A 23,723-nucleotide genomic window follows, 5' to 3' on the forward strand; every position below is an offset into this window, starting at 1 on the left:
GCCGCGACGTGAAAATGTCGTGAACGGGGTGTCAAAAAATGCGTACAACGTGCAGAAAACCAGTTTTGGGAAAGCCCCTACTGCCAATGGCTATTTGGATGGCATGCATCGCTAAAGCGTCCCTGGAGAATCCTTTCTCGGTCAATGTCGATCAGCGTCTAGAGGAACGATTCCGTGTGCTTTCACAAAACCAGAACTATCGGGGCGCTTCTGGCGCTCCTGGCGCTGCAGGGTTGCGCCAGCATCATCAGTGACTCCAAGTATCCGGTGACTGTCACGAGCAGCCCGGCGGGTGCGAATTTCGAGGTCATCAACAAATCAGGGGTGGTCGTTCATCGCGGCAGCACCCCTGGGGTCGTGACACTGATGTCGGGGGAGGGCTATTTTCGCGGCCAAACCTACACGTTGCGCTTCATGAGGGAGGGGTACCCGGATCGACAGGTCGAACTCGACTCGAGAGTGGACGGTTGGTACTGGGCGAACATCTTGTTTGGCGGTGTTATCGGCATGCTGATCGTCGATCCGCTGACCGGTGCGATGTACAAGTTGCCGGACGAGGTCTCAGCCGACCTTGGGCAGCCGGTGGCGGAGGCGATGCAGGACGCCCTTCGGATCGTCTCGATCAATGACCTTGATCCCGCGCAACGCGCCCAGCTTGTTGCCCTTCAATAAGGGGGGATTGGGCGGGGTGCAGGGAAGGTCGCATGCCCTGCACCCACGTTGCGCTGTCAGAAGCCAGGCGCGATCTGCCCTTTGTAGCGGGTCAGGATGAATTGACGCACTTCAGGGGAGTTCAGCGCCTTGGCCAGTTTCTGGATGCCGGGATCCTGCAGATTGTCCGGACGCGCCACGAGGTATTCCACGTACAGATCCTTGCCTTTTTCGACGATCAGCGCGCTGCTGGTATCGATACCTGCCTCCAGCGCGTAGTTGGCGAACACGAATGCCAGGTCCACCTGTTTCACCGAGCGCGCCAGCATTGCCCCTTCCAGCTCACGGATCTTCAACTTGTGCGGGTTGGCGACGATGTCGCGCTGGGTCGACTGTGGGTTGCTGGAGTCCTTGAGTTCAATCAGCCCGGCCTCGGCCAGCAGTACCAGGGCACGACCGGTGTTAACCGGGTCATTGGGAATGGCCACGCTGGCACCGTCCGGCAGCTCCGCGAGGCTCTTGTACTTGGCCGAATAGGCACCGAACGGCTCGATGTGCACACCGACCACCGGGACCAGGTCGGTGTGTCGAGTCTTGTTGAAGTCGTCGAGGAAGGGACGGTACTGGTAGTAGTTGGCGTCCAGGTTCTTCTGCGCAAGCTGCAGGTTGGGCTGGATGAAGTCATTGAACACCTTGATGTCCAGGTCGACACCTTCCTTGGCCAGTACCGGTTTTACGAACTCGAGGATCTCGGCGTGGGGAACGGGGGTGGCACCGACGACCAGGTGCTCGTTGGCCTGCACGTTGAGGGCGATGACCGCAGCCAGGGTGGCGAGGATTTTTTTCATGGGAATGCTCCGAAAAAGGTCGGGAATCAACGGCGGGTGAAATGTCTGACGAGGCGATCGCCACTCATCTGCAAGGCCTGCACCAGCAGGATCAACAGCAGTACGGTGACGACCATCACATCGGTCTGGAAGCGTTGGTAACCAAAACGGATGGCCAGGTCGCCCAGGCCGCCGCCACCGATTACACCGGCCATCGCCGTGTAGTCGACCAGCACGATGGCGGTGACGGTGACGGCGGCGATCAGCCCGGTACGGGCTTCGGGCAGCAAGGTGTGGCGGATGATCTGCCAGGTGCTGCCACCCATGGCCTGGGTGGCCTCGACCACGCCACGGTCGACTTCGCGCAGGGCGGTCTCCACCAGGCGCGCGAAGAACGGCGTACAGCCCACCACCAGTGGCGGAATGGTGCCGCGCACACCGAGTGAGGTGCCGACAACCAAGGTGGTCAGGGGGATCAGCACGATCAGCAGAATGATGAACGGCAGCGAGCGCAGCACGTTGACCACGGCCGACATGGCCCTATACGCCGGCGCATTGGCCAGCAGTTGGCGTTGCCCGGTGAGAAACAGCAGCACCCCCAACGGCAGCCCCAACGCTACGGTGAAGCCCAGCGCGGCGCCGAGCATGCTCAGGGTGTCTAGGCAGGCGAGGCCGATTTCACTCCAGTCCAGGTTGGCCAACAGCGCGTTCATCGTCCACGCTCCTGGCGCAACGCAGCCACTGGATGGGGCGCACGCAGGCGATCACCTTGGCCGAACAGCTTGTTGCGCAGGCTGCCTTCGGCGTACTCGCGCTTGAACAGGCCGCGGGCCTGCAGTTCAGGGACCAACAGATCGACCACGGCAACGAAGGTTTCCGGCACGACCACGCTGGACAGGTTGAAGCCGTCCACGTCGGTGTCTTCGACCCAGGCCTGCAACTGATCGGCGACGGTCGAGGGCGATCCGACCAGCAGCGGGCCGTCGCCACCCAGGCAGCAGTATTCGGCGATCTCGGCAACGGTCCAGGTCCGCGTCGGGTCGGCGCGGGTGAAGCCCTCGACCACCGACTGGATGGCTTCGCTGGGCACCTCGCGAAGAATCTGGTCGGGGCTGTAGGCAGCGAAGTCGATGCCGGTCCAGCCCGACATCAGCGAGAGCGAGCCGCTGGCACTGGCGTACTCGCGGTACTCGCGCAGACGGGCCTGCGCGGCCTCGTCGGTTTCAGCGACGATCACCGTGAGCTGTTCGAGGATCAGGATGTCGCAGCCCTTGCGCCCGGCGGCGACCGCTGCGGCACGTAGATCGGCCACCTGCTTCTTCAGCACGGTCTTGCTCGGTGCGGCAACGAACACGCATTCGGCGTTGGCTGCGGCAAAGGCTCTCCCTCGGCTGGATGCTCCTGCCTGGTAGAGCACGGGTGTGCGCTGTGGCGACGGGGCGCTGAGGTGAAAACCAGGGACCTTGAAGTAGGTGCCGTCATGCTCGATGCCGTGGACTTTGCTCGGGTCGGTGTAGACTCCGCTGGTACGATCGGCGCGCACGGCATCCTCTTCCCAGCTGGTTTCCCAAAGCTTGTAGCAGACCTGCAGGTATTCCTCGGCCAGCGCGTAGCGCTGGTCATGGCTCAGCTGTTCAGGCTGGCCAAGGTTGCGTGCCCCGCTGGACAGGTAGGAGGTCACGATATTCCAGCCGGCACGGCCCTGGGTCAGGTGATCGAGGGTGCTCATGCGCCGGGCGAAGGGAAAGGGATGCTCGAACGACACCGAGGCGGTGACGCCAAACCCCAGGTGGCGCGTGGCTGCGGCCATCGCCGGTACCAATTGCAGCGGGTCGTTCAACGGTACCTGGGCGCCGCTGCGCAGCGCTTCGTCGGCATTGCCGCCGTAGACGTCATAGACACCCAGCACATCGGCGAGGAACAGGCCGTCGATACAGCCACGCTCGAGGGTCTGGGCCAGTTCGACCCAGTAGTGGATATCGGTGTAACGCGTCGCCTGGTCGCGCGGATGGCGCCACAGCCCAGGCGACAGATGCCCGACCGTGTTCATGGCGAAGGCATTGAGACGGATCTGCTTGGTCATGGCGCGGCCTCAGTTCCAGTCGTGGCGCGTGGGACGGATACCGTTCAGGGCCCAGTTGCCGACCAAGTGGTACTTCCAGCGCACGGGATCGTGCAGGGTATGCACCCGGGCATTGCGCCAGTGCCGGTCAAAGTTGTGCTGCAGCAACGAGGAGCGGGTCCCGCCCAGTTCGAACAGGCGATTGCTGGCCTCGATCGACACCTCCGTGGTCAGCACCTTGGCCTTGGCCACCGCCACCGAGGCAGCGGCGACGTTGTCTTCGTTCGGCGCAGGCTTGGCGGCATCCAGCACCTTGCCGGCGCGCTCGAGCAGGGCCTCGGCGGCCTCCTGGCGGATCTCCAGGGAGCCGATCTGAATGATGGTGAGCGGATCCTCGCTGGCCTTTTCAACACCGGCATCGATCCACGGACGGGCATGGTCGCGTACGAAGGCAATGGTGTCGTCCAGCGCCGCGCGGCCGATACCGGCGTCAATCGCCGCAGTGGTCAGTTGGGCGAAGGGTCCGGCGAGGGTAGGGTGCTCGTAGGAGCGGTAGCTGGGGAACAGGTTGAATGCGGGCACGCGCAATCCGTCCAGCAGCACGGTGCCGCTGGAGGTGGTGCGCTGGCCCATGCTGTTCCAGTCGTCGACGACCACCAGCCCAGGAGTGCCACGTGGCACAAAGGCCAGTTGCGCCCGGTCCAGTTCGTCCAGGGCCAGGACGCCGATCCAGTGGGCATAGAGCGAGCCGGTGCAGTAGCCCTTGCGGCCGTCGATGCGGTAGCCGTCGGCTTCGGCAACCAGGCGGGTCCGGATGTCCTGGACGGTCTTGCCACCGGTTTCCGACAGTGCATTGGCAAAACGATGGCCTTTGAGCACCAAGTCGAAGAAGAAGCGCCGCTGCTCTTCGGTGCCTTGCAGGCGGATGTCTTCTAGCAGGCAGTAGTGGTTTTGTGGAATCTGGCCAAGCGAAGGGTCGGCGGCCGAGACGATGGCGATCACCTGCGCCAGGGTGGCGAAGGACACTTCGGCACCTCCGTAGGCACGTGGCACGGTGATGCCCCACAGACCGCTGTTGGAATAGGCATCGACCACATCGGCAGGGACTTCTCGGCGTCGGTCACGCTCGGCAGCGCCTTCGCGCAGCAGCGCGGCGATCTGGTGGGCAACGGCGATGGCTTCGGCATCGTCGCGGATGACATGGGCATCCGGCTGGCGGATGTCGTAGGAGGCTGAGACGGCAGGCGTGGACATGGGTTCCTCGGGAAACTGTGCGTGTACACAGCTCACCGGAGCAGAAACCGTGCCAGCGACTTTATTTGAATAAAATCAATGGCTTGAAATTGTTTTATGCGGGAGGTGTCGCCCTTTGGGCAATCAACTGTTGGCCAGGTGTTGCTGGTCAGACAGTTGCCAGGGAAACATGTCGCCGTACATGCCGACCCGCGTTGCAGCCTCGCTTGCCTACAACATTCATCCCCTCGGGTCTGTGTAAGGGTTATGTAAAAAACCGTTTAAGAATTGTGAACAACTGTATTCTGAAAAGACCTACACCATTGGCCAGACCCATGAACCAACTTCCGTCGCAGTCAGAGGCTGCACGCGGGGCGTTCTCCAGCTTTGAGGCGTGTCGCAATACCCAGAAAGGCCCTGTGGTGATCCTGGCGTCAGGTGCGTCAGCGAAAGATTTTCCGCTCGAAGATTTTGCCAGCGTCCCGATCATCGCCATGAATGGCTCCATTTCGATGCTGGTGGGCACGGATGTGCGTCCGTTCTTCTACATTTGCACCGACAAGGATTTCTGCAACCAGCAACCCGAGCTTTTTGCCACGGCATTGCACACCAGTCCGCGACTGGCGCTGTGGCCGGAGCAGTTCGATCTGTTCGACCTGCCTGAGGACACCGAGCGCTACCCGCTGCTCAAGGCCCTGGACCCGACGTTCAGCGAATGGCTGGGGCTCGGCGATGGACGCTATGCGCGAAACCGCACGCTGTGGAGCAAGCGGGCGCGTTCGATCGGTTTCAGCAGGAACCTGTCGTACGGGTTCTTCGATGCCCGGACCGTGGCATTTGTGGCCCTGCAACTGGCCTACCACCTGGGCTTCGATGATGTGCTACTGGTCGGCGTGGATCTGAACCAGTCGGCAGGGCGCTTTTATGAGACCAACGGCGGCAAGCGCTCGCCCTGCGGCCTCGACCAGCATTGGGAAAGTCGTATCCTGCCGTCACTGACTCTGATGGCGCACCAAGTGGTGGGTGAGCGCTTCCGCGTTCATAACCTCTCGACCCGCTCACGCATCCCCCCGGCATTGATCCCCAGGATCGACCTGCAGCAGGCCCGCGCCCTCGCGGCGCGAGCGACGGCCGTGGTGTGAGCATTGCACGTCAAGAAAGCGGATGCAGCACGATCGCGCGATAGGTAGAGTGCCGGGGGTCGCCAGCCAGCATCAGGAGTTGCCTGTGTCCAGCGCTTTCACCCTCATGTCATCGCCAGTCGGCACCCTGACACTGGTCGCCCGTGGCGAGTGCCTGGCCGCCGTGCTATGGGAAGAGGAGCGTGCCAACCGGGTGCGCCTTGGCGAACTGCACCGTGATGACCAGGCGCCCGTACTGCGGGAAGCTGCCCGTCAGTTAGGCGAGTATTTCGCCGGCCAGCGGCAGCGCTTCGAGCTACCGCTGGACTTCGATGGCACTGAATTCCAGCGCCAGGTCTGGGCGGCGCTGCTGACCATTCCTTTCGGCCAGACTCGCAGCTACAGCGATATCGCCCAACAGATCGGCAACCCCACGGCAGTGCGTGCGGTAGGGGCAGCCAATGGGCGCAACCCGATCTCGATCATCGCACCCTGCCATCGGGTGATCGGTGCCTCGGGCAGCCTGACTGGCTTTGCTGGCGGGTTGCCGGCAAAGCAGTATCTGCTGGCGCTCGAGGGCAGGCAGAGCCTGTCGCTGTTCTGAGCGCTCAGCTCAACCACCACGCCAATGCGCACAGCACCAGTGCGAGCACCGAGCCTGCGAACAGGCTGTAGTGCCGCTGCGCCCGTCGGGCATGGCGTTCGACCTCACGCAGGTACTGGCCGGGTGTCGGTGCATCCGGGCGATGGCGCAACCCTTCGGCGATGTCTGCCAGCCTGCCGCGAATCAGCAAGCCAACCAGGTAGTAGCAGGAGGCATAGCTGGCGAATGCCAGCAGCAGGTACTTCACGGGGATCCTTCCTTGGGTGATACAAAGGGAGAGGATACCCTCAGCCGCTCGCCGTTAACCAGCAAAACTCAGGACGCCGGCCGTGCAGCGAAACGCTGGCGGAACCAGTCATCGAGCATGGCCTTCTCGGCATACAGGCGATCGCTGCTGCCCACGCGGCCTGGGCGGCTCAGGTACATCTTGTCGCTGACGCGTTCCTCGGCCTTGCGCTCGGGCTGACCGGGTTGAACGAGGGTGTAGCTGAGGTCGATGGTCGGCCAGGTGATTTCGCGCATGAAACGTACGTTGTAGGCCTGACTGTTCCAGGGTTCGTAGCGGCCGGCCAGGTCGATGTCGTGGATGTCGATGTGTACTCGCTGACCGGGCTGAAGGTAGCGCTGGCCAAGTTTTTCCAGGTGCCGGGTGAGTGCCTTCATCACTTCTGGGTCGGCGCCGCGCTCATAGCCGGGGCTGTTCAGGCTGGCATCGCGGAATTTTTCCGGGTGATCGAAGCTGACCTGGACCTGCGCGGGCGGGATGCCTTGTGCCATGCTGTCGTATGCCAGCACCATCAGTGCAGCACAGGCTAGGGTAGAGCGCATGATGCACCTCCGCGACGGGCTCGTTGGCTCTCCATTCTACGCCTGGCGCCGGCGACACAGCAGAGGAATGATGTAATGGCGCGTTTTCGGCAGCTAGCTGCCAACGACAAAGGGCGCGACTTGGCGGTCGGCGATATCCACGGGCACTTCCAACGCCTGCAGGCCGCGCTCGAGCAGGCGGCATTCGATCCGGAGGTTGATCGGCTGTTCAGTGTCGGTGACCTGATCGACCGGGGCCCGGCCAGCGAAGACGCCCTGAACTGGCTGGCACAACCCTGGTTTCATGCCGTGCAGGGCAATCACGAAGCATTGGCCATCAGCCGATATCGCGGTGGCCGTGTGGATCTGGACATGTACCGTGCGGCTGGCGGGGGCTGGTTTCTCGATTTGCCCAAGGCTGAGCAGGCGCGCTTCGTCGAGCAGTTCGAACGTCTGCCGGTCGCGCTCGAAGTACAGACTGCCCACGGGTTGGTCGGCATGCTGCATGCAGACAGTCCGTTCGCCGACTGGGCTGAGCTGCGCGCCTGCCTGCAGACGAGGGACGACCCTGCCGTGCGCGAGGTCTGCCAATGGTCGCGCCGGCGCCTGAAGAGCGGCGATAGCCAACCCATCCAAGGGCTGCGTGCGCTGCTGGTCGGCCACACCCCGGTGCTCACGCACAAGGTATTGGGCAACGTGTGGCACCTGGATACCGGTGGCTGGAGCAGCGGTTTTTTCAGCCTGCTGGATATCGGCACGCTGACGCTGATCAACGAGTGACACATCTGCGACCTACCCAAAAACGACCACCCACACATTCGGGGTATGTCTGCAGCCAGCCAGACCTCCCATAGTGACCCCATCGGCTCAATCCGGAGCAGTCACACGATGGAGTTGCTATGCGCAAGGCACTGAAGGTGATTGGCGGTCTGCTGCTGGTGTCCTCGACGGCACTGGTGCAGGCAGCGGCAGAGGGGGACAGCAGCAACACGCTCAGGCTGTACAACTGGACTGACTACATTGGTGAAACCACCCTGGCCGACTTCGAAAAGGCCACCGGTATCAAAGTGGTTTACGACACCTTCGATGGCTATGAAACGGTCCAGACCAAACTGCTCACCGGCCGCTCCGGCTACGACCTGGTCATGCTCAATGCGTCGCTGGTACCGCCGCTGATCCAGGCCGGCGTGTTCCAGGCCCTGGACAAACAGCAACTGCCCAGTTGGCACAACCTCGACGAGCAGGTGGTCAGCAACCTGCAAGGTTACGACCCTGGCCTGAAGTACTCGGCGCCCTACACCTGGGGCAGCTCCGGCGTTACCTATAACGTCGACAAGATCAAGGCGCGCATGCCCGACGCACCGATCGGCTCGCTGGCCATGCTATTCGACCCGGCCATTGTTTCGCGCTTCGCCGATTGCGGCGTGACCCTGATGGACGCCCCCACCGAAGTGATTCCACTGGCCCTGCAGTACCTGGGCAAGGATCCGCGCAGCGCCGCACCGGCGGACCTCAAGGCTGCCGAACAGCTGCTGCTGGGCATCCGCCCCTATATCCGCAAGTTCGACTCGGTCAACTACCTGACCAGCCTGCCCAACGGCGATGTGTGCCTGGCCCTGACCTGGTCGGGCGACTACGCCACCGCCCAGGCGCGTGCGGTGGAGGCGAAGAAGGCTATCAAGCTGGCGTTCTTCATTCCCAAGGAAGGCTCGCTGATCTGGTTCGACAACCTCTACATCCCCAAAGATGCGCCGCACGTCAGCAACGCCCATCGCTTCATCGAGTTCCTGCTGCAGCCACAGACCATGGCCAAGGTGACCAACTTTATCCACTACGCCAACAGCAATGCTGCGGCCACCGCTCTGGTACAGGCCGATATCCGCCAGGACCCGGCGATCTACCCGGATGCCCAGACCCGCGAACGGCTGTTCGCGCAAAAGACCCAGACGCCCAAGGACATGCGTGCGATCACGCGGGTCTGGAGCACGGTCAAGACCGGTTTCTGAACACTTTCGAACGATCCTCGCCAAGGAGCTGCCCATGGCCACTTCAAGCAACGCATTCGCTATCGCCCACGATCCATTGGTGGAAGCCGACAAAGCCCATTACATGCACGGTTACCACATGTTCGACGATCATCGCGAACAGGGCGCGCTGAACATCATCGAAGGCGAAGGCGCCTATATCCGCGACACCCAAGGCAACCGCTTCCTCGATGCCGTTGGCGGCATGTGGTGCACCAACATTGGCCTGGGGCGCGAGGAAATGGCCTTGGCCATTGCCGACCAGGTGCGCAAGCTGGCCTATTCGAACCCGTTCTCGGACATGGCCAACGATGTGGCCATCGAGCTGTGCCGCAAGCTCGCGCAACTGGCGCCGGGCGACCTGGACCATGTCTTCCTCACCACAGGTGGGTCCACTGCCGTGGACACCGCCTACCGACTGATCCAGTACTACCAGAACTGCCGCGGCAAGCCTGGCAAGAAACACATCATCGCCCGCTACAACGCCTACCACGGCTCGACCACCCTGACCATGCAGATCGGCAACAAGGCTGCCGACCGGGTGCCTGAGTTCGACTATGCCCACGACCTGATCCACCACATCTCCAACCCCAACCCGTACCGCGCCCCGGACAACATGGACGAAGCCGAATTCCTCGACTTTCTGGTCGCCGAGTTCGAAGACAAGATTCTCTCCTTGGGGGCCGACAACGTCGCAGCCTTCTTCGCCGAACCCATCATGGGCTCGGGCGGGGTGATCATCCCGCCCAAGGGGTACTTCGCGCGCATGTGGCAGCTGTGCCAGACCTACGACATCCTGTTCGTCGCCGACGAAGTAGTGACCTCGTTCGGACGCCTGGGCACCTTCTTCGCCAGCGAAGAGCTGTTCGGTGTCACCCCGGATATCATCACCACGGCCAAGGGCCTGACGTCCGCCTACCTGCCGCTGGGTGCGTGCATCTTCTCCGAGCGTATCTGGCAGGTGATCGCCGAGCCGGGCAAGGGCCGTTGCTTCACCCACGGGTTCACCTACAGCGGCCATCCGGTGTGCTGTACTGCGGCGCTGAAGAACATCGAGATCATCGAGCGGGAAAGCTTGCTGGAACACGTCAAGGATGTTGGCGGCTACCTGGAACAACGCCTGCAGAGCCTGCGCGAGCTACCGCTGGTGGGCGATGTGCGCTGCATGAAGCTGATGGCCTGCGTCGAGTTCGTCGCCGACAAGGCGAGCAAGGCACTGTTCGACGATGCGATCAACATCGGTGAGCGCATCCACAGCAAGGCCCAGGCCAGGGGGTTGCTGGTGCGGCCGATCATGCACCTGAACGTGATGTCGCCGCCGCTGATCGTCACCCGCGCCCAGGTCGACGAGATCGTCGAGACCCTGCGCCAGTGCATCCTCGAAACCGCGCGCGAGCTCACGGCGCAAGGGTTGTACCAGGGGCGATGAGCAGCCTGCAGCGGGCTGTGCGTGGGCATGTCCGGCAGGCTAGACTGCCGGGCATGACCCAGGCCTCTCCCGACACACCGCTTACCCTCACTCTCGGCGCGCTGCAACAGTGGCATGCGGCGCTACAAAGTGCGTTGGCCCATAGTGAATCACCGCAGGCCCTGCAGCATCTGGCCAAGGCGCTGGGCCAACTGGTGGCGGTCGAGTCGATGATGATCAGTGTCGAGAGCCAGGGGCAGGCGCCACGCCTGTTGTACCAGCAGGGTATTCCCGATGCCCATCGCGACGCGGTGCTCAACCGCTATTTTGCAGCCGGCTACCTGCTTGATCCTTTCTGCCTTGCGGTACAGAGCGGGCTGGCCGAAGGTTTCTATCACCTGCAGGACATCGCACCAGACAACTTCTTCGACAGTGACTACTACAAGGCTTACTACCTGGGCACTGGCTGCAGCGAAGACAGCTACTACATCGTCGACCTCAGCGATGGCCGCAAACTCTCCCTCAGCCTGTTCCAAGGTTGCAGCGGTACGCGACTGAGCGCGCAACAGATCGACCTGTTGCGTGCGGTCGAACCGATGGTGCGCGAACTGCTGGGCCGCTATGCACGGCACATTCTCGAGCCCGGTTCCGCGCCGCTGGAGCATGCAAGTCTGCAAGCTGCGTTCGACAGCTTCGGTTGCCAGGTACTGACTGATCGCGAGCGGGAAGTCGCGCACATGATCCTGCGTGGGCATTCGGTGAAGTCCACGGCGCAGGACCTCGGCATTTCGCCGGAAACCGTACGCATGCATCGCAAGAATCTCTATCTGAAGCTGGGCATCAATTCGCAATCGGAGCTGTTTGCGCGCTTCATCGACTGGCTGCGCCAGGGCTAGGGCCAGCCTGAGCTCCTGATTCCTGCGAGCTCGATCTACTTCTCAACACATTTATTACAGAGCCTAAGAATCCACTGGGAAAAGCTGAGTTTTTAGTATGTAATTACGGGCTACATACCACGTTACGAAATCCAGGAGCGAACATGGCCCGCGGCGGCATAGACAAGGCGGCAGTGCAGCAGGCGCGACAGGCGCTGATCGCCCGGGGCGAGCATCCGAGTATCGATGCAGTACGTATCGAGTTGGGTAATACCGGTTCGAAAACCACCATTCATCGCTACATGCGTGAGCTCGAAGCGCTGCAACCGCTGGCTGACAAGCGTTCACCGGCCCTCAGCGACACGCTGGGGCGTTTCGTCGGCCAACTGGCCGAGCAGTTGCGCGAGGAAGCAGAGGCCCGTATTCGCGACGCGCAGGCGGTGTTCGATGAACAGCGCGGCCAATTGCAGGTGCAGTTGCAACTTGCCCAGCAAGCACTCGCGGCTGCTCACCAGCAACAACAGATTCAGGCCAGCGCCCTTGCGGCCGAGTCGGAAAAGCTCGAGACAGCGCTGAGCACTCTGCAGGCCGAGCAACTGCGCAGCGCCAGCCTCAACCAGTCCCTGCGCGAACTGCGGCTCAGGCTGACCGACAAGGACGAGCAGTTGCAGCAGTCGCAAGGGGAATTGCGTCAGTTGCAGCAGGACGCGATCGCCCGCCAGGAAGAACTGACACACCTGCACCGTGAGAATGAGCGCCTGCTGACCGAAAACCGACAGGCCAGCGCCCAGCACAAACAACTCGACGAACAATTGGAGCAGCGCGATGCCCAGGTTCAAGGGCTGCGCTCGATCCTGGCCCAGGCGCAGGGGGCGAGCGAGGAGGTACGTCGGCAGTTGGACAGCGAGCGTCAGGCGCTGGTGAGTCAGCGTGACATCTGCGCCGAACAGATGCGCCTGATCGAGCGCCTGCAGGATCGTCTGACACTTAGCGAGGCGCGCTGTGCGCAGCTCGAGACCTTCCAGGCAAAGGGCGCGTAGATAAATCAAACTTCGCCAGACCCGCGCTTTCTTCTGTAGACACCGTTACGGAGAACGCACTATGAGCGAACAGAAACGTCCCCACCCTGCGCAAGGGCCTCACTCCTCCGACAAGGCGTCCAGCAAGCAGGACCTGGATTTTGATCCGGATTCCCCTGACCTGGAGGATCCGCAAGTCGATCCGCAAGGTCCGGCAAAGCCACCTCGCGATCACGAAAAGAAAGGTAAGTAACCGAGGCATGATCCCCCGGGCGTGCGCACGCGGCAGCAAGTGCCGCGCCCGCAGCCCGAGGGTTCAGCTGTCGAGCTGACGCGCCGCGTCTACGCCGGCACTGGACAACTTGATTGGATAACGCACGCTGATCTGGTGATCGGCATCGACATTGACGCTGCCATCATGGATCAAGCCGGCCTCCTGAAGCGTCTTGAGCATGCCGGCCACGGCCTTTTCGCCGCGGTAGTTGTCCAGTACTTCCTTACCCAGACCTTCAGGATGGGCATGCAGTAGCCGAGTCAGTACTTCGGCGCGCAGAGCATCATTACTCATATCAAGCCTCTCTGATTACCTGTGGATCACTTGCCGTGCTTGGCCTGAAGCTGTTTGGCATGCTCCAGGTGCTTCTCGAGGGTGGGCAGGGTTTCGCTGGCGAAGGCCTTGAGCTCCGGCTTGTCGGACGATGCGGCTTCCTTCTTGAACAGCTCCACGGCTTTCTCGTGGGCATCGACCTGATTGTTGACATAGGACTTGTCGAACGACTCGTCGCGCCATTCCAGGATCATCTTCTTGACCTTGTCGGTGAGCGCAGCCTCGTCAGGCACGCTGATATCCAGCTTGCGGGCGATGTCACCGAGTTTCTGGTTGGCCTGGGTGTGATCGGTGACCATCTGCTGGGCGAAGGTCTTGATCTCGGCGTCCTTGCTCTTTTCCAGCGCCAGGTTGCCGGTTACGACTTCAGCGATACCGGCCTCGGTCGCGGCATCGACGAAGTCGTCGGATGAAGCGGCCATCACCTGCATCGAGGCAAGGCCCATGGCCATGCACAGACCGGCTCGCTTGAGGAACAGAGTATTCATGTGTCTCTCCTTGTCCGTGGTCGCGACATCGGTGTCGCAGACGGTTGAGCATCGATCGGCGGCGAAAGTTTGAAATTTCTCACCGGCGTCATGCTCGACGGGAGGGGAAGGGGGTTGCAAGTAAATTGTTATAACGTAACATTTGCGTGAATCAGCTTGCCTCAGGAAACGTACCGTGATCCGCAGAAACCCTTCCGGCCACCTCCCGCAAATCGCCGAATCGGCCTACATCGACAAGACCGCGATCATCTGCGGCAAGGTCATCATCAAGGACAATGTGTTCGTCGGCCCCTACGCGGTCATTCGCGCCGACGAGGTGGACGGCACCGGTGACATGGAGCCGATCGTCATTGGTGCCAACTCCAACATTCAGGATGGCGTGGTCATCCACTCCAAATCCGGCGCGGCGGTGAGTATCGGTGAATACACCTCCATCGCCCACCGCTCCATCGTGCATGGCCCCTGCGTGGTCGGCGATCGGGTGTTCATCGGTTTCAACAGCGTGCTGTTCAATTGCCGCGTGGGTGATGGCAGCGTCGTGCGTCACAACTCGGTGGTCGATGGTCGCGACCTGCCGGAGCGCTTTTACGTACCGCCCACCGAACATATCGGCCCACACACCGATCTTGACCGTTACCCACCGGTCAGTGTGTCGGCCTCGGAGTTTTCCGAGGATGTCGCCCGCACCAACATCGACCTGGTCCAGGGCTACAAGGCCCTGCAGAACGAGTTCTGATCATGGCCGACTTGCTGATACGCAACGCACGACTGGTCAACGAAGGGCGCGAGTTCGAGGCTGACCTGCTGGTCGCCCGCGGGCGTATCGACAAGATCGCCGCGAGCATCGAAGGCGTGCGCGCTAAAGTCGAGATCGATGCGCAAGGGCAGTGGTTGGTGCCGGGAATGATCGATGACCAGGTGCACTTTCGTGAACCCGGGGCAGAGCACAAGGGGAACATTGCCAGTGAGTCGCGGGCTGCGGTGGCGGGCGGCATCACCAGTTTCATGGACATGCCCAACACCGACCCGCCAACCCTCACCACTGCGGCGCTGGCCGACAAGAAACGTCGCGCGGCGGCCAGCTCGCAGGCCAACTACGGCTTTCACTTCGGCGTCAGTCGCGACAACCTGGACACCATCGCCGCGCTCGACCCGCGTGAAGTCGCCGGGGTCAAGGTGTTCATGGGCGCGTCCACCGGCAACATGCTGGTGGACGACCCGCAGGTGCTCGAGCGGCTGTTCATCTATTGCCCGACCATCCTGCTGGCCCACTGCGAACACACCCCGAGCATCCTGGCCAACGAGACGCTGTGGCGGGAGCGCCATGGCGAATTCATTCCTGCGGCCGCTCATCCGCTGATTCGCGATGCCGATGCCTGCTATCGCTCCTCGTCACTGGCCGTGGACATGGCCAGGCGTTTCGGCACGCGCCTGCATGTGCTGCATCTGACCACCGCGCGAGAACTGGCACTGTTCGCCCCAGGTCCCGTACACAACAAGCACATTACCGCCGAGGTCTGCGTACATCACCTGCTGTTCGACGACAGCGACTACGCGCAACTCGGCCATCTGATCAAGTGCAACCCGGCCATCAAGACCCGTGCCGACCGCGATGCACTGCGCCAGGCACTGGCCGGCGACGTGATCGACGTGATCGGCACCGATCATGCGCCGCACACGCTCGAGGAAAAACGCCGAGTCTATGGCCGCGCGCCCTCGGGCCTGCCACTGGTTCAGCATGCCTTGCCAGCTGCGCTGGAGCTGGTCGGCGAGGGCGTGCTGAGCCTGACCCAGGTAGTCGACAAGACCAGCCACGCCGTGGCCCGCCTGTTCGCCATCCGCGAGCGCGGTTTTCTGCGCGAAGGCTACTGGGCCGACCTGGCGCTGGTCGAGCGCCTGGCGCAACCGCGCCAGGTCGCCGACGACCCGATCCTGGCCCGCTGTGGCTGGACACCCTTTCAGCATCGACACCTGCGGCATGTGGTGCGCACCACCGTGGTATCCGGCCAGCTCGCCTGGCATCAGGGCCAGGTGCAGCCACGCTGCCAGGGCCTGCCGCTGATGTTCGATCGATGACCCTTTATTGCACGAGTGTGCCCCATGACTGAAGAAGACTTGCTCGGCCAGCCGGCCGAGGCTTACATGAACGAACCCCAGCGCCAGTACTTTCGTAACCTGTTGCTGGGGCAGCGGGTGGAGTTGCAGGAGCGTATAGAGCAGGATTTCCAGGCGCTGCGCGAGCAGGAAGTGCACAGCGATCCGGCCGACCTGGGCAGTGCCGAGGAGGAGCGGCATTGGCAGTTGCGCACCCTTGAGCGGGAAAAGCGCCTGCTGGACAAGATCGACCAGGCGCTCGAGCGCCTGGCCAAGGGGGATTATGGCTGGTGCGAAGAGACCGGCGAGCCGATCGGTCTGCGCCGCCTGCTGCTGCGTCCGACCGCGACCCTGTGCATCGAGGCCAAGGAGCGGCAGGAACTCAGAGAGCGGCATTTGCGCGACGATGCTTAATCGACTTCTACCGCTTGGGCATGGAGTTGCCAGCGTACCGAGCTGACGCCTTTCTCCAGGCTCACTCGGCTGACCAGGCGTTCGAGTTGTGTGGGCGCCTGTGGGGTGCCCAGCAGTTCGGCGCGTACTTCCAGGCGCAGCGGGTCGTGAAGGTCTTCGCTGTGCAGCGACTGCAGGCGCAGGCCTGGGTCACTGAGGCTGTGCAGCATCAGGCTGCGTACCTGGATCTCGTCTTCGGCCCGGCAGACGATGCGCACCTCGAAGCGTTGCTCGACTTCACTGGCGGGCACCACTTCCTGACGGTCCAGGCGCTGGGCGATGTCGCGCAACAGGATGTTGGCACACAGCACCACCAGGCTGCCCAGAGTGGCCTCCAGCAACAGCCCCAAGCTGCACAGCACACCAATGGCCGCGGTGCACCAGAGCGTGGCGGCCGTGTTCAGGCCGCGCACGTTGAAACCATCACGCATGATCACGCCACCGCCGAGAAAGCCGATCCCGGACACGACATACGCGGCGATGCGGGAGGCGTCGCTGGGTTCCATGCCGGGTACCGCCTGGGTCATCAGCACGAACAGGCAGGCACCGGTGCTGACCAGCGCATTGGTGCGAAGGCCGGTCAGGCGCTGGCGCAGTTGACGTTCGGCGCCGATCAGGGCGCCGAGTACGAGGGCCACGCTGACGCGCAGCAGAAATACTTTCCAATCCATAGCAAACCTCTTTCCACGGGCAATGGCCCGCGCATACGCCACTGGCAAGCGTGACGCCGATGAAATGAATGAGCGCGCAGGACCACGACACTCGCCGGCATGAGCTGGCTGAGCGGGAAAGAAGAGGGGAGATCTGCCTTTGCAGGCGAGATGGACCGCCGTCTACCGTATTCGGCAAGACAGCGGCAGGAATGCTGCCGGACTAGCTTGCCGTGTGGACCTGTCGCAATCGACTGGGGCTACTGTCCAATGCAGGACTCCTGTAGGGGATGCATAAGTGCGACGCGGACCTTACGCCTGCAGTTGCGCAGAATCAAGGCCGAATTCATGACAATTGCTTCATTGCCGAAACCTCCTACCGTTTCCGATGCGTTCGTCAGCGGTGGTAACCTTGGCGCCTTTAACTATCTACGCCGGACTGTCCCATGCTGTTCAACATCGCCGTGCTGCTCGCCACGTTGGTGGCCATGGAGGGTGTCGGCACGCTGGCCCACAAGTACGTCATGCACGGCTGGGGCTGGTGGCTGCATCGCTCGCACCATGAGCCGCACCTGGGTGTGCTCGAGACCAATGACCTCTACCTGGTGGCGCTGGCCCTGATCGCTGCTGGCCTGATAGCGCTGGGCAAGGCCGGCTACGCGCCCCTGCAGTGGGTCGGCGCAGGTGTGGCGGGCTATGGAGTGCTGTACGTGCTGGCCCACGACGGTTTCTTCCATCGGCACTGGCCGCGTAAACCCAAACCCATGCAGCGCTACCTCAAACGCCTGTACCGGGCGCACCGGCTTCATCACGCGGTGAAAGGGCGCGAGGGTAGCGTGTCGTTCGGCTTTTTCTACGCGCCACCGCTGCGCGAGCTCAAGCGCCAGTTGCGCGCGCGGCGAGGTGATTGAGTCGCGCAGGATTCAATTCGCGGTTTCCTGCGCGGCAATGGCCTCTTTGTGTCCCCGACTCACCCACCAGCCAAAGGCGGCGGCCGTGAAGAACATGATCAGGCTGTAGATCGCTGCCGGCACGGCCATGGTGGCGTTGTTCAGCAGGCTGGGGCTCAGCGCCAGCGCGATGGCCAAAGTGCCATTGTGAATGCCGATCTCCATGCCGATGGCAATTGCCTGGCGTTTCGGGATGCGCAACAGGCGCGGCACCCAATACCCCAGCCCCAGGCTGATCACGTTGAACAGCAGCGCGGCGACCCCCACCACCGGCGCGTACTCCACCACCGTCTGCCAGTCCTTGGCCAGTGCCAGGACGATGGTGAAGGCCAGGAACAACGCCGCCACCAGCTTCATCGGCTTCTCCATCCGCGCGGCAAAGCTCGGTGCGTAGCGGCGGATCAGCATGCCCAGGCCCACAGGCAGCAAGACGATGGCGAAGACCTGCATGACCTTGGCGAATTGCAGCGGAATGGCCTGGTCCGACTCCATGAAGTAGATCAGCGACAGGTTGACCAGCAGTGGCATGGTGAGGATGGCGATCAGCGAGTTGACCGCCGTCAGCGTGATGTTCAGTGCCACGTCGCCATGTGCCAGGTGGCTGAACAGGTTCGCGGTAGTCCCGCCCGGCGATGCGGCCAAGAGCATCAGGCCCACTGCCAGCGCGGCCTCCAGGCCAAACCCGTTGGCGATCAGGAAGCAGATGAACGGCAGCAACAGGATCTGACAGGCCAGGCCGACCAGCACGGGCTTGGGATACTTCACCACTCGGGCGAAGTCGGCGAGGGTCAGCGACAACCCCAGGCCCAGCATGATGATGCCCAGGGCAATGGGCAGGAAGGCAGTCAGCAAGGGGGAGGCGGTCATCGGCATGCTCGTGGGCGAGGGATTCCGGAGAGTGTAGGCAGGCTCCGTCGATCAGCTAATCGCAAAGTACCAGCCTTTGGTAACTGATTATTTCCGGATGAGCCGCACCTCGCCGCGACCTGACGCGTTGCGATGGGCTGCCGAGCACAGTAGGATTCGCGCTTTTGCCGAAGGATTAGCTCGTCATGTCGTTCCAGCAAGGTCTGCTCGCCACTCCGGTGCCGGCCCACGCCCGTCACCTGTTCTTTGCCCTGCATACGGGGGAGGCGTTGCCTGCCGTTCTGGATGCCTTGTTGCAGCAAGTCGACGGCCACAGCCTGATCCTGGCCGTCGGCGCGCCGCTGGCCAAGGCACTGGGGCGCGATGTCCCGGGCTTGCGCAGCTTCCCGCAGCTGGACGCGGCGGTCGAAAACCCGGCCACCCAGCATGCCCTGTGGCTCTGGTTGCGTGATGACGCGCGTGGTGATCTGTTCCTGCGTGCCCAAGCCCTGGAGCAGGCCCTGGCGCCGGCATTCACGCTGGTCGACAGTGTCGATGGTTTTCTGCACCACGGCGGACACGACCTGACCGGCTATGAAGACGGCACCGAAAACCCGCGGGACAACGATGCTGTCGACGCAGCCATCGTGGCGGGCGAGCAAGCGGGCCTGGCAGGTTCCAGTTTCGCTGCGTTCCAGCTGTGGAAACACGACCTCAACTACTTCAAGTCGCTGCCTCAGCCAGAGCAGGACGACATCATTGGCCGTCGCCTGAGCGACAACGAGGAACTGGAAGACGCGCCGGAGTCGGCCCACGTCAAGCGTACCGCGCAGGAAAGCTATGACCCCGCGGCCTTCATGGTGCGCCGTTCGGTGGCCTGGGCCGACAACCGTGGCGCAGGGCTGGCTTTCGTTGCTCTGGGCCGTTCGTTCGATGCCTTCGAAATCCAGCTGCGGCGCATGAGTGGCCTGGAAGATGGCGTGGTCGATGCCTTGTACCGCTTCAGCCGACCACTGACCGGCGGCTACTACTGGTGCCCGCCAATGGGAGCTGAAGGCCTGGACCTGCGCCTGTTGCTCGGTTAAATATCCCGATACAGAATCGCTGCGCATCGCGGGGTAGAGCGACTAGCCTTGAAGGTTTCCCCCTGTAACCGGGAGCCTCCTTCATGTACGCACGTCGCGATGTCCTGCGCGCCAGCGCCGCGCTTGGCGCGCTGGCCCTGAGCCCTTGGCTGCGCGCCGAGTCCGCCAGCGGCCTGCTGACCCGCAAGATCCCCTCCACCGGGGAGGCCTTGCCGGTCATCGGTGCCGGCACTTCCGGCAGTTTCGAGGTCCAGGCCGGCTCTGCCCAGTACCAACAGCTCAAGGCTGTGCTCGAGGCGTTCTTCAAAGGCGGCGGCAAGGTCATCGACACCTCGCCCAACTACGGCGGTGCCGACGCCATTCTCGGTCAGTTGCTGGAGGAGGGCGGCTGGCGCCGTCAGTGCTTCATCGCCACCAAGATCGCCGCCGACAGCCGCGACGCCGCCGAACGGCAATGGGCGCAAAGCCTCTCCAGCCTGCGCACCGACAAGGTCGACTTGCTGCAGATCCACAACCTGCGCGATTGGCAGACCCAGCTCCCCTATGCCCGGGAGTTGAAGCAGCAAGGCAAGACGCGCTATGTGGGCATCACTCACTATCTCAACAGCGGCCAGGATGAGGTGGCGCGCATCGTGCGCAGCGAGCCGCTGGATTTCATCCAGATCAACTACTCGGTGAACGCCCCGGATGCCGCGCGCGAGCTGCTGCCGCTGTGCCAGGACAAAGGCGTCGCGGTGCTGGTCAACCGTGCTTTCGACGACGGCCGGCTGTTCGCCCGGGTCAAAGGTCAGGCATTGCCGGGGTGGGCGGCCGAGGCGGGTATCGGCAGCTGGGCGCAGATGTTCCTGAAGTTCGCCATCAGTCATCCGGCGGTGACCACGGTAATTCCTGCGACCGGCCGACCGGACCGTCAGCTCGACCAGCTCAAGGCTGGCAGCGGGCCGCTGCTGAGCGAAGCCCAGCGCCAGGCGCTGATCAAGCAATTTGCCTGACGCCATGAATGGCTGGCGGCGGCGCCTGGACCAGAGCCTCAACATCCAGCCCGGCGAAGGCCCGGCAGTGGTCGCGGGTCTTGCGCTTTTCTACCTGCTGTTCACCGGTTATTTCATGCTGCGCCCGGTCCGCGAGACCATGGGCGTGGCCGGTGGCGTGGACAATCTGCAATGGCTGTTCACCGGTACCTTCATTGCCACCCTGGCCTGCCTGCCGCTATTCGGATGGCTTGCTTCACGGGTGAAGAGGCGACGCATCCTGCCGTGGACCTACGCCTTCTTCACCAGCAACCTGCTGTTGTTTGCTGTGCTCTTTGCCCGCGACCCAGACGACCTCTGGAATGCACGGGCTTTTTATATCTGGCTGTCGGTTTTCAACCTGCTGGCCATCTCCCTGGCCTGGAGCGTACTGGCAGACCTGTTTTCCAGCGAGCAGGGCAAGCGCCTGTTCGGCCTGCTCGCGGCGGGTGCAAGCCTTGGCGGCCTGAGCGGGCCGATTCTTGGCACGCTGCTGGTTTCTCCCCTCGGGCACGCTGGTTTGTTGGTGCTGGCGGGCGTCTGCCTGCTTGGCAGCACAGGCGCTGCGCTGTACCTGCAACACTGGCGTGAGCTGAATCCGCTGCCGACCAGCACCGCGCATCCGGCCTCGCGGCCGCTGGGCGGCAATCCGTTTTCCGGCGCCACCGCCGTGCTGCGGTCGCCTTACCTGTTGGGTATCGCGTTGTTCGTCGTACTGCTGGCCAGCGTCAGCACGTTCCTGTATTTCGAGCAGGCCCGTATCGTCAGCGAGACGTTCAGCGACCGGACACGCCAGACACAGGTCTTCGGCCTGATCGATACGGTCGTGCAAACCCTGGCGATACTCACCCAGGTCTTTCTCACCGGACGCCTGGCCCGGCGCCTGGGTGTCGGCGTGCTACTGGTCGGCGTGCCCCTGGTGATGGCGGTCGGTTTCCTATGGCTGGCGCTGGCGCCGGTATTTGCAGTGTTCGTCTTCGTGATGGTCATGCGTCGTGCGGGTGAGTACGCCCTGGTTCGCCCGGGGCGGGAGATGCTCTTTACCGTGTTGCCCGCCGAAGAGAAATACAAAGCCAAGAACTTCATCGACACCGTGGTCTACCGGGGTGGCGATGCCTTGAGCGGTTGGGTCAAGCGTGGCCTGGACCTGCTTGGCGAGCATCCGCAGCTGGCGATGTCGATCGGCGCCATCCTTGCGCTTGGCTGGGGGATTACAGGCGCCTGGTTGGGCCGTCGCCAGCGCAGCCTCGAAAACGCCCCCTGAGCGCAATGCACCTCGCGCCAAATACACCGCCCTGCACCTTTAGCGCCGCCGGTCTGGCGGCTCGGTAATAAACCGAATCCCCTGTTGCCGCTGAGCTCCGAACTTATGTACGGCAAACGCCCGTACATATCCCACAGCCACAAGAGGTGCAAGACCATGGCCAATAACCAGAACAAGACTGGCAGTCAGGGTGGTACCAAAAATCCTGGCAACTTCGCCAACGACCGGGAAAAAGCGTCTGAAGCCGGTCGCAAAGGTGGCCAGCAGTCCGGTGGCAACAAGCAGACCGACGACATGGGCCGCAAGGGCGGCCGTTCGTAAGTGATGCTGCGCGGTGCCGGGGTAACTCGGCACCGCAACAGAGGTAGACCAGGCGGCGGCCTGAAACCACCCAGCTTACAATCTTTAACACAAATATCAAATGAGACTAAATTGACTCATTAATGGTCGGTTAGTACCATTCGAGCCGTTTTTATCAAAGGCTCGGTGAGCAGAAATGAGCAATTTGCGTGCAACAGCATTGGCCAGCTGCCTGGCAGCCACCTTGGTACTGGCGGGCTGTGGGGGGGCTGAAGAACCTCAGGCCGGCGCCCAGAGCGCCTTACCCGTACAAACCCTGACCGTCGCCAGCGAGGCGCTGACCTTGAGTTCCACGTTGCCCGGCCGGGTGGAGCCGATGCGTGTCGCTGAAGTGCGCGCCCGGGTGGCCGGTATCGTCCTGCACAAGCGCTTCGAAGAAGGCGCCGACGTCAAAGCCGGCGATGTGCTTTTCCAGATCGACCCGGCGCCCTTCAAGGCTTCGCTGTCGCGTGCCGAGGGTGACCTGGCACGTGCCCAGGCGGTGCGTCAGGAAGCGCAGGCACGGGTCAAGCGCTACGCACCGCTGGTGAAGATCGAAGCGGTCAGCCAGCAGGACTTCGACACCGCCAGCGCCGACCTGCGTAGCGCGGAAGCGGCGATTCGTTCGGCCCAGGCCGATGTAGAAACGGCACGTCTCAACCTCGGCTACGCCACGGTCAAGGCGCCGATCTCCGGTCGTATCGGCCGCGCCCTGGTGACCGAAGGTGCGCTGGTCGGGCAGGGCGACGCGACACTGATGGCGCGTGTCCAGCAGCTCGATCCGATCTATGTCGACTTCACCCAGTCCGCCGCCGATGCCCTGCGTTTGCGCCAGGCCCTGAAGGACGGCGCACTGGCCAGCGGCAGCGATCAGCACCTCACGGCACGGGTCGAAGGCACCGATTACGAGCGCTCCGGGCAACTGGTCTTCACCGATGTCTCGGTCGATCGCGGCACCGGCCAGGTCACCCTGCGCGGACGCTTCGACAACGCTGACGGCATCCTGCTGCCAGGCATGTACGTGCGCGTACACACCCCACAAGGCACCGACAACCGCGCCATTCTCGTGCCGCAACGTGCGGTGCAGCGCGGCGCTGATGGCCAGGCACGGGTGATGTTGGTGGGTGCAGACGGCATGGCCGAGGCCCGGGGCGTGCAGACCGGCACCATGCATGGTTCGCGCTGGCTGATAACCGAGGGTTTGCAGCCGGGTGATCAGGTCATCGTCGGCAGCCCGGCGGGTCTGGCGCCAGGCATGCCGGTGGCAGTGTCGGCAACCCAGCAAGCCGCGGCGCGATAAGGCGAG

The 23,723-nt window shown here is 62.9% G+C and carries 27 protein-coding genes and 1 pseudogene; 18 read left to right on the forward strand and 10 right to left on the reverse strand.

Annotation, left to right across the window (positions count from 1 at the left end):
* Nucleotides 1–174 precede the first annotated feature (174 nt).
* Nucleotides 175–672 carry a hypothetical protein gene (locus F6X62_RS11860; RefSeq protein ID WP_153773601.1) on the forward strand — a complete coding sequence of 166 codons (498 nt, stop codon included), beginning with the start codon at nucleotides 175–177 and terminating at the stop codon, nucleotides 670–672.
* A 56-nt stretch (nucleotides 673–728) separates the two neighbouring features.
* On the opposite strand, the gene F6X62_RS11865 is transcribed toward F6X62_RS11860, so the two are convergent.
* From F6X62_RS11865 to F6X62_RS11880, 4 genes are read right to left on the reverse strand one after another with little or no spacing between them, the layout of a single operon-like run.
* A complete protein-coding gene (locus F6X62_RS11865) occupies nucleotides 729–1,499 on the reverse strand; it encodes a MetQ/NlpA family ABC transporter substrate-binding protein (RefSeq protein WP_153773602.1) in 771 nt (256 codons plus the stop codon).
* Nucleotides 1,500–1,525: 26 nt separating this feature from the next.
* On the reverse strand, nucleotides 1,526–2,191 hold the full coding sequence (locus F6X62_RS11870) for a methionine ABC transporter permease (protein ID WP_153773603.1): 666 nt from the start codon (nucleotides 2,189–2,191) through the stop codon (nucleotides 1,526–1,528).
* Complete coding sequence (locus F6X62_RS11875) at nucleotides 2,188–3,561, reverse strand: LLM class flavin-dependent oxidoreductase (protein ID WP_153773604.1); 1,374 nt, start codon at nucleotides 3,559–3,561, stop codon at nucleotides 2,188–2,190. The genes F6X62_RS11870 and F6X62_RS11875 overlap by 4 nt, the downstream gene beginning before the upstream one ends.
* A 9-nt stretch (nucleotides 3,562–3,570) precedes the next feature.
* Nucleotides 3,571–4,794 (reverse strand): SfnB family sulfur acquisition oxidoreductase, encoded by a 1,224-nt coding sequence (locus F6X62_RS11880; RefSeq protein ID WP_054891371.1) that lies wholly within the window; start codon nucleotides 4,792–4,794, stop codon nucleotides 3,571–3,573.
* Nucleotides 4,795–5,108: 314 nt separating this feature from the next.
* On the opposite strand from F6X62_RS11880, the gene F6X62_RS11885 reads away from it, so the two are divergent.
* Both F6X62_RS11885 and F6X62_RS11890 read left to right on the forward strand, forming a co-directional pair.
* Entirely contained in the window at nucleotides 5,109–5,915 is an 807-nt protein-coding gene (locus tag F6X62_RS11885) for a lipopolysaccharide biosynthesis protein (RefSeq protein WP_153773605.1), read from the forward strand.
* Between the two features lie 85 nt (nucleotides 5,916–6,000).
* On the forward strand, nucleotides 6,001–6,498 hold the full coding sequence (locus F6X62_RS11890) for a methylated-DNA--[protein]-cysteine S-methyltransferase (RefSeq protein ID WP_153773606.1): 498 nt from the start codon (nucleotides 6,001–6,003) through the stop codon (nucleotides 6,496–6,498).
* A gap of 4 nt (nucleotides 6,499–6,502) precedes the next feature.
* Here F6X62_RS11890 and F6X62_RS11895 read toward each other — a convergent pair whose 3' ends face one another.
* Together F6X62_RS11895 and F6X62_RS11900 are read right to left on the reverse strand one after the other, a co-directional pair.
* Complete coding sequence (locus tag F6X62_RS11895; protein ID WP_063544858.1) at nucleotides 6,503–6,745, reverse strand: hypothetical protein; 243 nt, start codon at nucleotides 6,743–6,745, stop codon at nucleotides 6,503–6,505.
* A 68-nt stretch (nucleotides 6,746–6,813) separates the two neighbouring features.
* Entirely contained in the window at nucleotides 6,814–7,326 is a 513-nt protein-coding gene (locus F6X62_RS11900) for a DUF3016 domain-containing protein (RefSeq protein ID WP_153773607.1), read from the reverse strand.
* 75 nt (nucleotides 7,327–7,401) lie between these two features.
* On the opposite strand from F6X62_RS11900, the gene F6X62_RS11905 reads away from it, so the two are divergent.
* From F6X62_RS11905 to F6X62_RS25195, 6 genes are all read left to right on the forward strand, one after another.
* Entirely contained in the window at nucleotides 7,402–8,085 is a 684-nt protein-coding gene (locus F6X62_RS11905; protein WP_153773608.1) for a metallophosphoesterase, read from the forward strand.
* A 119-nt stretch (nucleotides 8,086–8,204) separates the two neighbouring features.
* Entirely contained in the window at nucleotides 8,205–9,311 is a 1,107-nt protein-coding gene (locus F6X62_RS11910) for a polyamine ABC transporter substrate-binding protein (protein ID WP_125929863.1), read from the forward strand.
* Nucleotides 9,312–9,345: 34 nt separating this feature from the next.
* The gene (locus F6X62_RS11915) at nucleotides 9,346–10,758 is read left to right on the forward strand and encodes an aminotransferase (protein WP_153773609.1); all 1,413 of its coding nucleotides are present in this window, start codon (nucleotides 9,346–9,348) and stop codon (nucleotides 10,756–10,758) included.
* Nucleotides 10,755–11,633: a helix-turn-helix transcriptional regulator gene (locus F6X62_RS11920; RefSeq protein ID WP_153773610.1), complete on the forward strand. Its 879-nt coding sequence runs from the start codon at nucleotides 10,755–10,757 to the stop codon at nucleotides 11,631–11,633. Before F6X62_RS11915 ends, F6X62_RS11920 begins: the two co-directional genes overlap by 4 nt.
* 143 nt (nucleotides 11,634–11,776) lie before the next feature.
* Nucleotides 11,777–12,652 carry a DNA-binding protein gene (locus tag F6X62_RS11925; RefSeq protein ID WP_153773611.1) on the forward strand — a complete coding sequence of 292 codons (876 nt, stop codon included), beginning with the start codon at nucleotides 11,777–11,779 and terminating at the stop codon, nucleotides 12,650–12,652.
* Between the two features lie 61 nt (nucleotides 12,653–12,713).
* Entirely contained in the window at nucleotides 12,714–12,884 is a 171-nt protein-coding gene (locus F6X62_RS25195; RefSeq protein ID WP_178117545.1) for a DUF6021 family protein, read from the forward strand.
* A gap of 63 nt (nucleotides 12,885–12,947) precedes the next feature.
* On the opposite strand, the gene F6X62_RS11930 is transcribed toward F6X62_RS25195, so the two are convergent.
* Nucleotides 12,948–13,199, reverse strand: coding sequence for a hypothetical protein (locus F6X62_RS11930; RefSeq protein WP_054891381.1), 252 nt, complete (start codon nucleotides 13,197–13,199; stop codon nucleotides 12,948–12,950).
* A 26-nt stretch (nucleotides 13,200–13,225) separates the two neighbouring features.
* The gene (locus F6X62_RS11935) at nucleotides 13,226–13,726 is read right to left on the reverse strand and encodes a DUF4142 domain-containing protein (protein WP_065862877.1); all 501 of its coding nucleotides are present in this window, start codon (nucleotides 13,724–13,726) and stop codon (nucleotides 13,226–13,228) included.
* 175 nt (nucleotides 13,727–13,901) lie between these two features.
* Here F6X62_RS11935 and F6X62_RS11940 point away from each other — a divergent pair, with 175 nt between their 5' ends.
* The 3 genes from F6X62_RS11940 to dksA are packed head-to-tail and all read left to right on the forward strand — an operon-like array spanning nucleotide 13,902 to nucleotide 16,234.
* Complete coding sequence (locus tag F6X62_RS11940; protein ID WP_153773612.1) at nucleotides 13,902–14,462, forward strand: carbonate dehydratase; 561 nt, start codon at nucleotides 13,902–13,904, stop codon at nucleotides 14,460–14,462.
* Nucleotides 14,463–14,464: 2 nt separating this feature from the next.
* The gene (locus F6X62_RS11945) at nucleotides 14,465–15,802 is read left to right on the forward strand and encodes a dihydroorotase (protein ID WP_153773613.1); all 1,338 of its coding nucleotides are present in this window, start codon (nucleotides 14,465–14,467) and stop codon (nucleotides 15,800–15,802) included.
* 24 nt (nucleotides 15,803–15,826) lie between these two features.
* The gene (gene dksA, locus F6X62_RS11950; protein ID WP_054891385.1) at nucleotides 15,827–16,234 is read left to right on the forward strand and encodes an RNA polymerase-binding protein DksA; all 408 of its coding nucleotides are present in this window, start codon (nucleotides 15,827–15,829) and stop codon (nucleotides 16,232–16,234) included.
* On the opposite strand, the gene F6X62_RS11955 is transcribed toward dksA, so the two are convergent.
* On the reverse strand, nucleotides 16,231–16,944 hold the full coding sequence (locus tag F6X62_RS11955; protein ID WP_153773614.1) for an MgtC/SapB family protein: 714 nt from the start codon (nucleotides 16,942–16,944) through the stop codon (nucleotides 16,231–16,233). The genes dksA and F6X62_RS11955 overlap by 4 nt on opposite strands.
* 425 nt (nucleotides 16,945–17,369) lie before the next feature.
* Here F6X62_RS11955 and F6X62_RS11960 point away from each other — a divergent pair, with 425 nt between their 5' ends.
* A complete protein-coding gene (locus F6X62_RS11960) occupies nucleotides 17,370–17,834 on the forward strand; it encodes a sterol desaturase family protein (protein WP_054891387.1) in 465 nt (154 codons plus the stop codon).
* A gap of 12 nt (nucleotides 17,835–17,846) precedes the next feature.
* Here F6X62_RS11960 and F6X62_RS11965 read toward each other — a convergent pair whose 3' ends face one another.
* Entirely contained in the window at nucleotides 17,847–18,740 is an 894-nt protein-coding gene (locus F6X62_RS11965; RefSeq protein WP_063544870.1) for a bile acid:sodium symporter family protein, read from the reverse strand.
* Nucleotides 18,741–18,925: 185 nt separating this feature from the next.
* On the opposite strand from F6X62_RS11965, the gene F6X62_RS11970 reads away from it, so the two are divergent.
* The 5 genes and pseudogenes from F6X62_RS11970 (at nucleotide 18,926) to F6X62_RS11990 (ending at nucleotide 23,717) form a co-directional block, all read left to right on the forward strand.
* Entirely contained in the window at nucleotides 18,926–19,804 is an 879-nt protein-coding gene (locus F6X62_RS11970) for a Dyp-type peroxidase (protein WP_063544871.1), read from the forward strand.
* 83 nt (nucleotides 19,805–19,887) lie between these two features.
* A complete protein-coding gene (locus F6X62_RS11975; RefSeq protein ID WP_153773615.1) occupies nucleotides 19,888–20,796 on the forward strand; it encodes an aldo/keto reductase in 909 nt (302 codons plus the stop codon).
* A gap of 4 nt (nucleotides 20,797–20,800) precedes the next feature.
* On the forward strand, nucleotides 20,801–22,078 hold the full coding sequence (locus F6X62_RS11980; protein ID WP_153773616.1) for an NTP/NDP exchange transporter: 1,278 nt from the start codon (nucleotides 20,801–20,803) through the stop codon (nucleotides 22,076–22,078).
* A 198-nt stretch (nucleotides 22,079–22,276) separates the two neighbouring features.
* Nucleotides 22,277–22,399 (forward strand): annotated as a pseudogene (locus tag F6X62_RS11985) (general stress protein); the annotation flags it as partial.
* 175 nt (nucleotides 22,400–22,574) lie between these two features.
* Nucleotides 22,575–23,717, forward strand: a complete 1,143-nt coding sequence (locus tag F6X62_RS11990; RefSeq protein ID WP_153773618.1) for a MexC family multidrug efflux RND transporter periplasmic adaptor subunit — start codon at nucleotides 22,575–22,577, stop codon at nucleotides 23,715–23,717.
* Nucleotides 23,718–23,723 lie beyond the last annotated feature (6 nt).

The organism is Pseudomonas sp. MNR3A (assembly GCF_009650575.1).
Classification (GTDB): Bacteria; Pseudomonadota; Gammaproteobacteria; order Pseudomonadales; family Pseudomonadaceae; genus Aquipseudomonas; species Aquipseudomonas machongensis.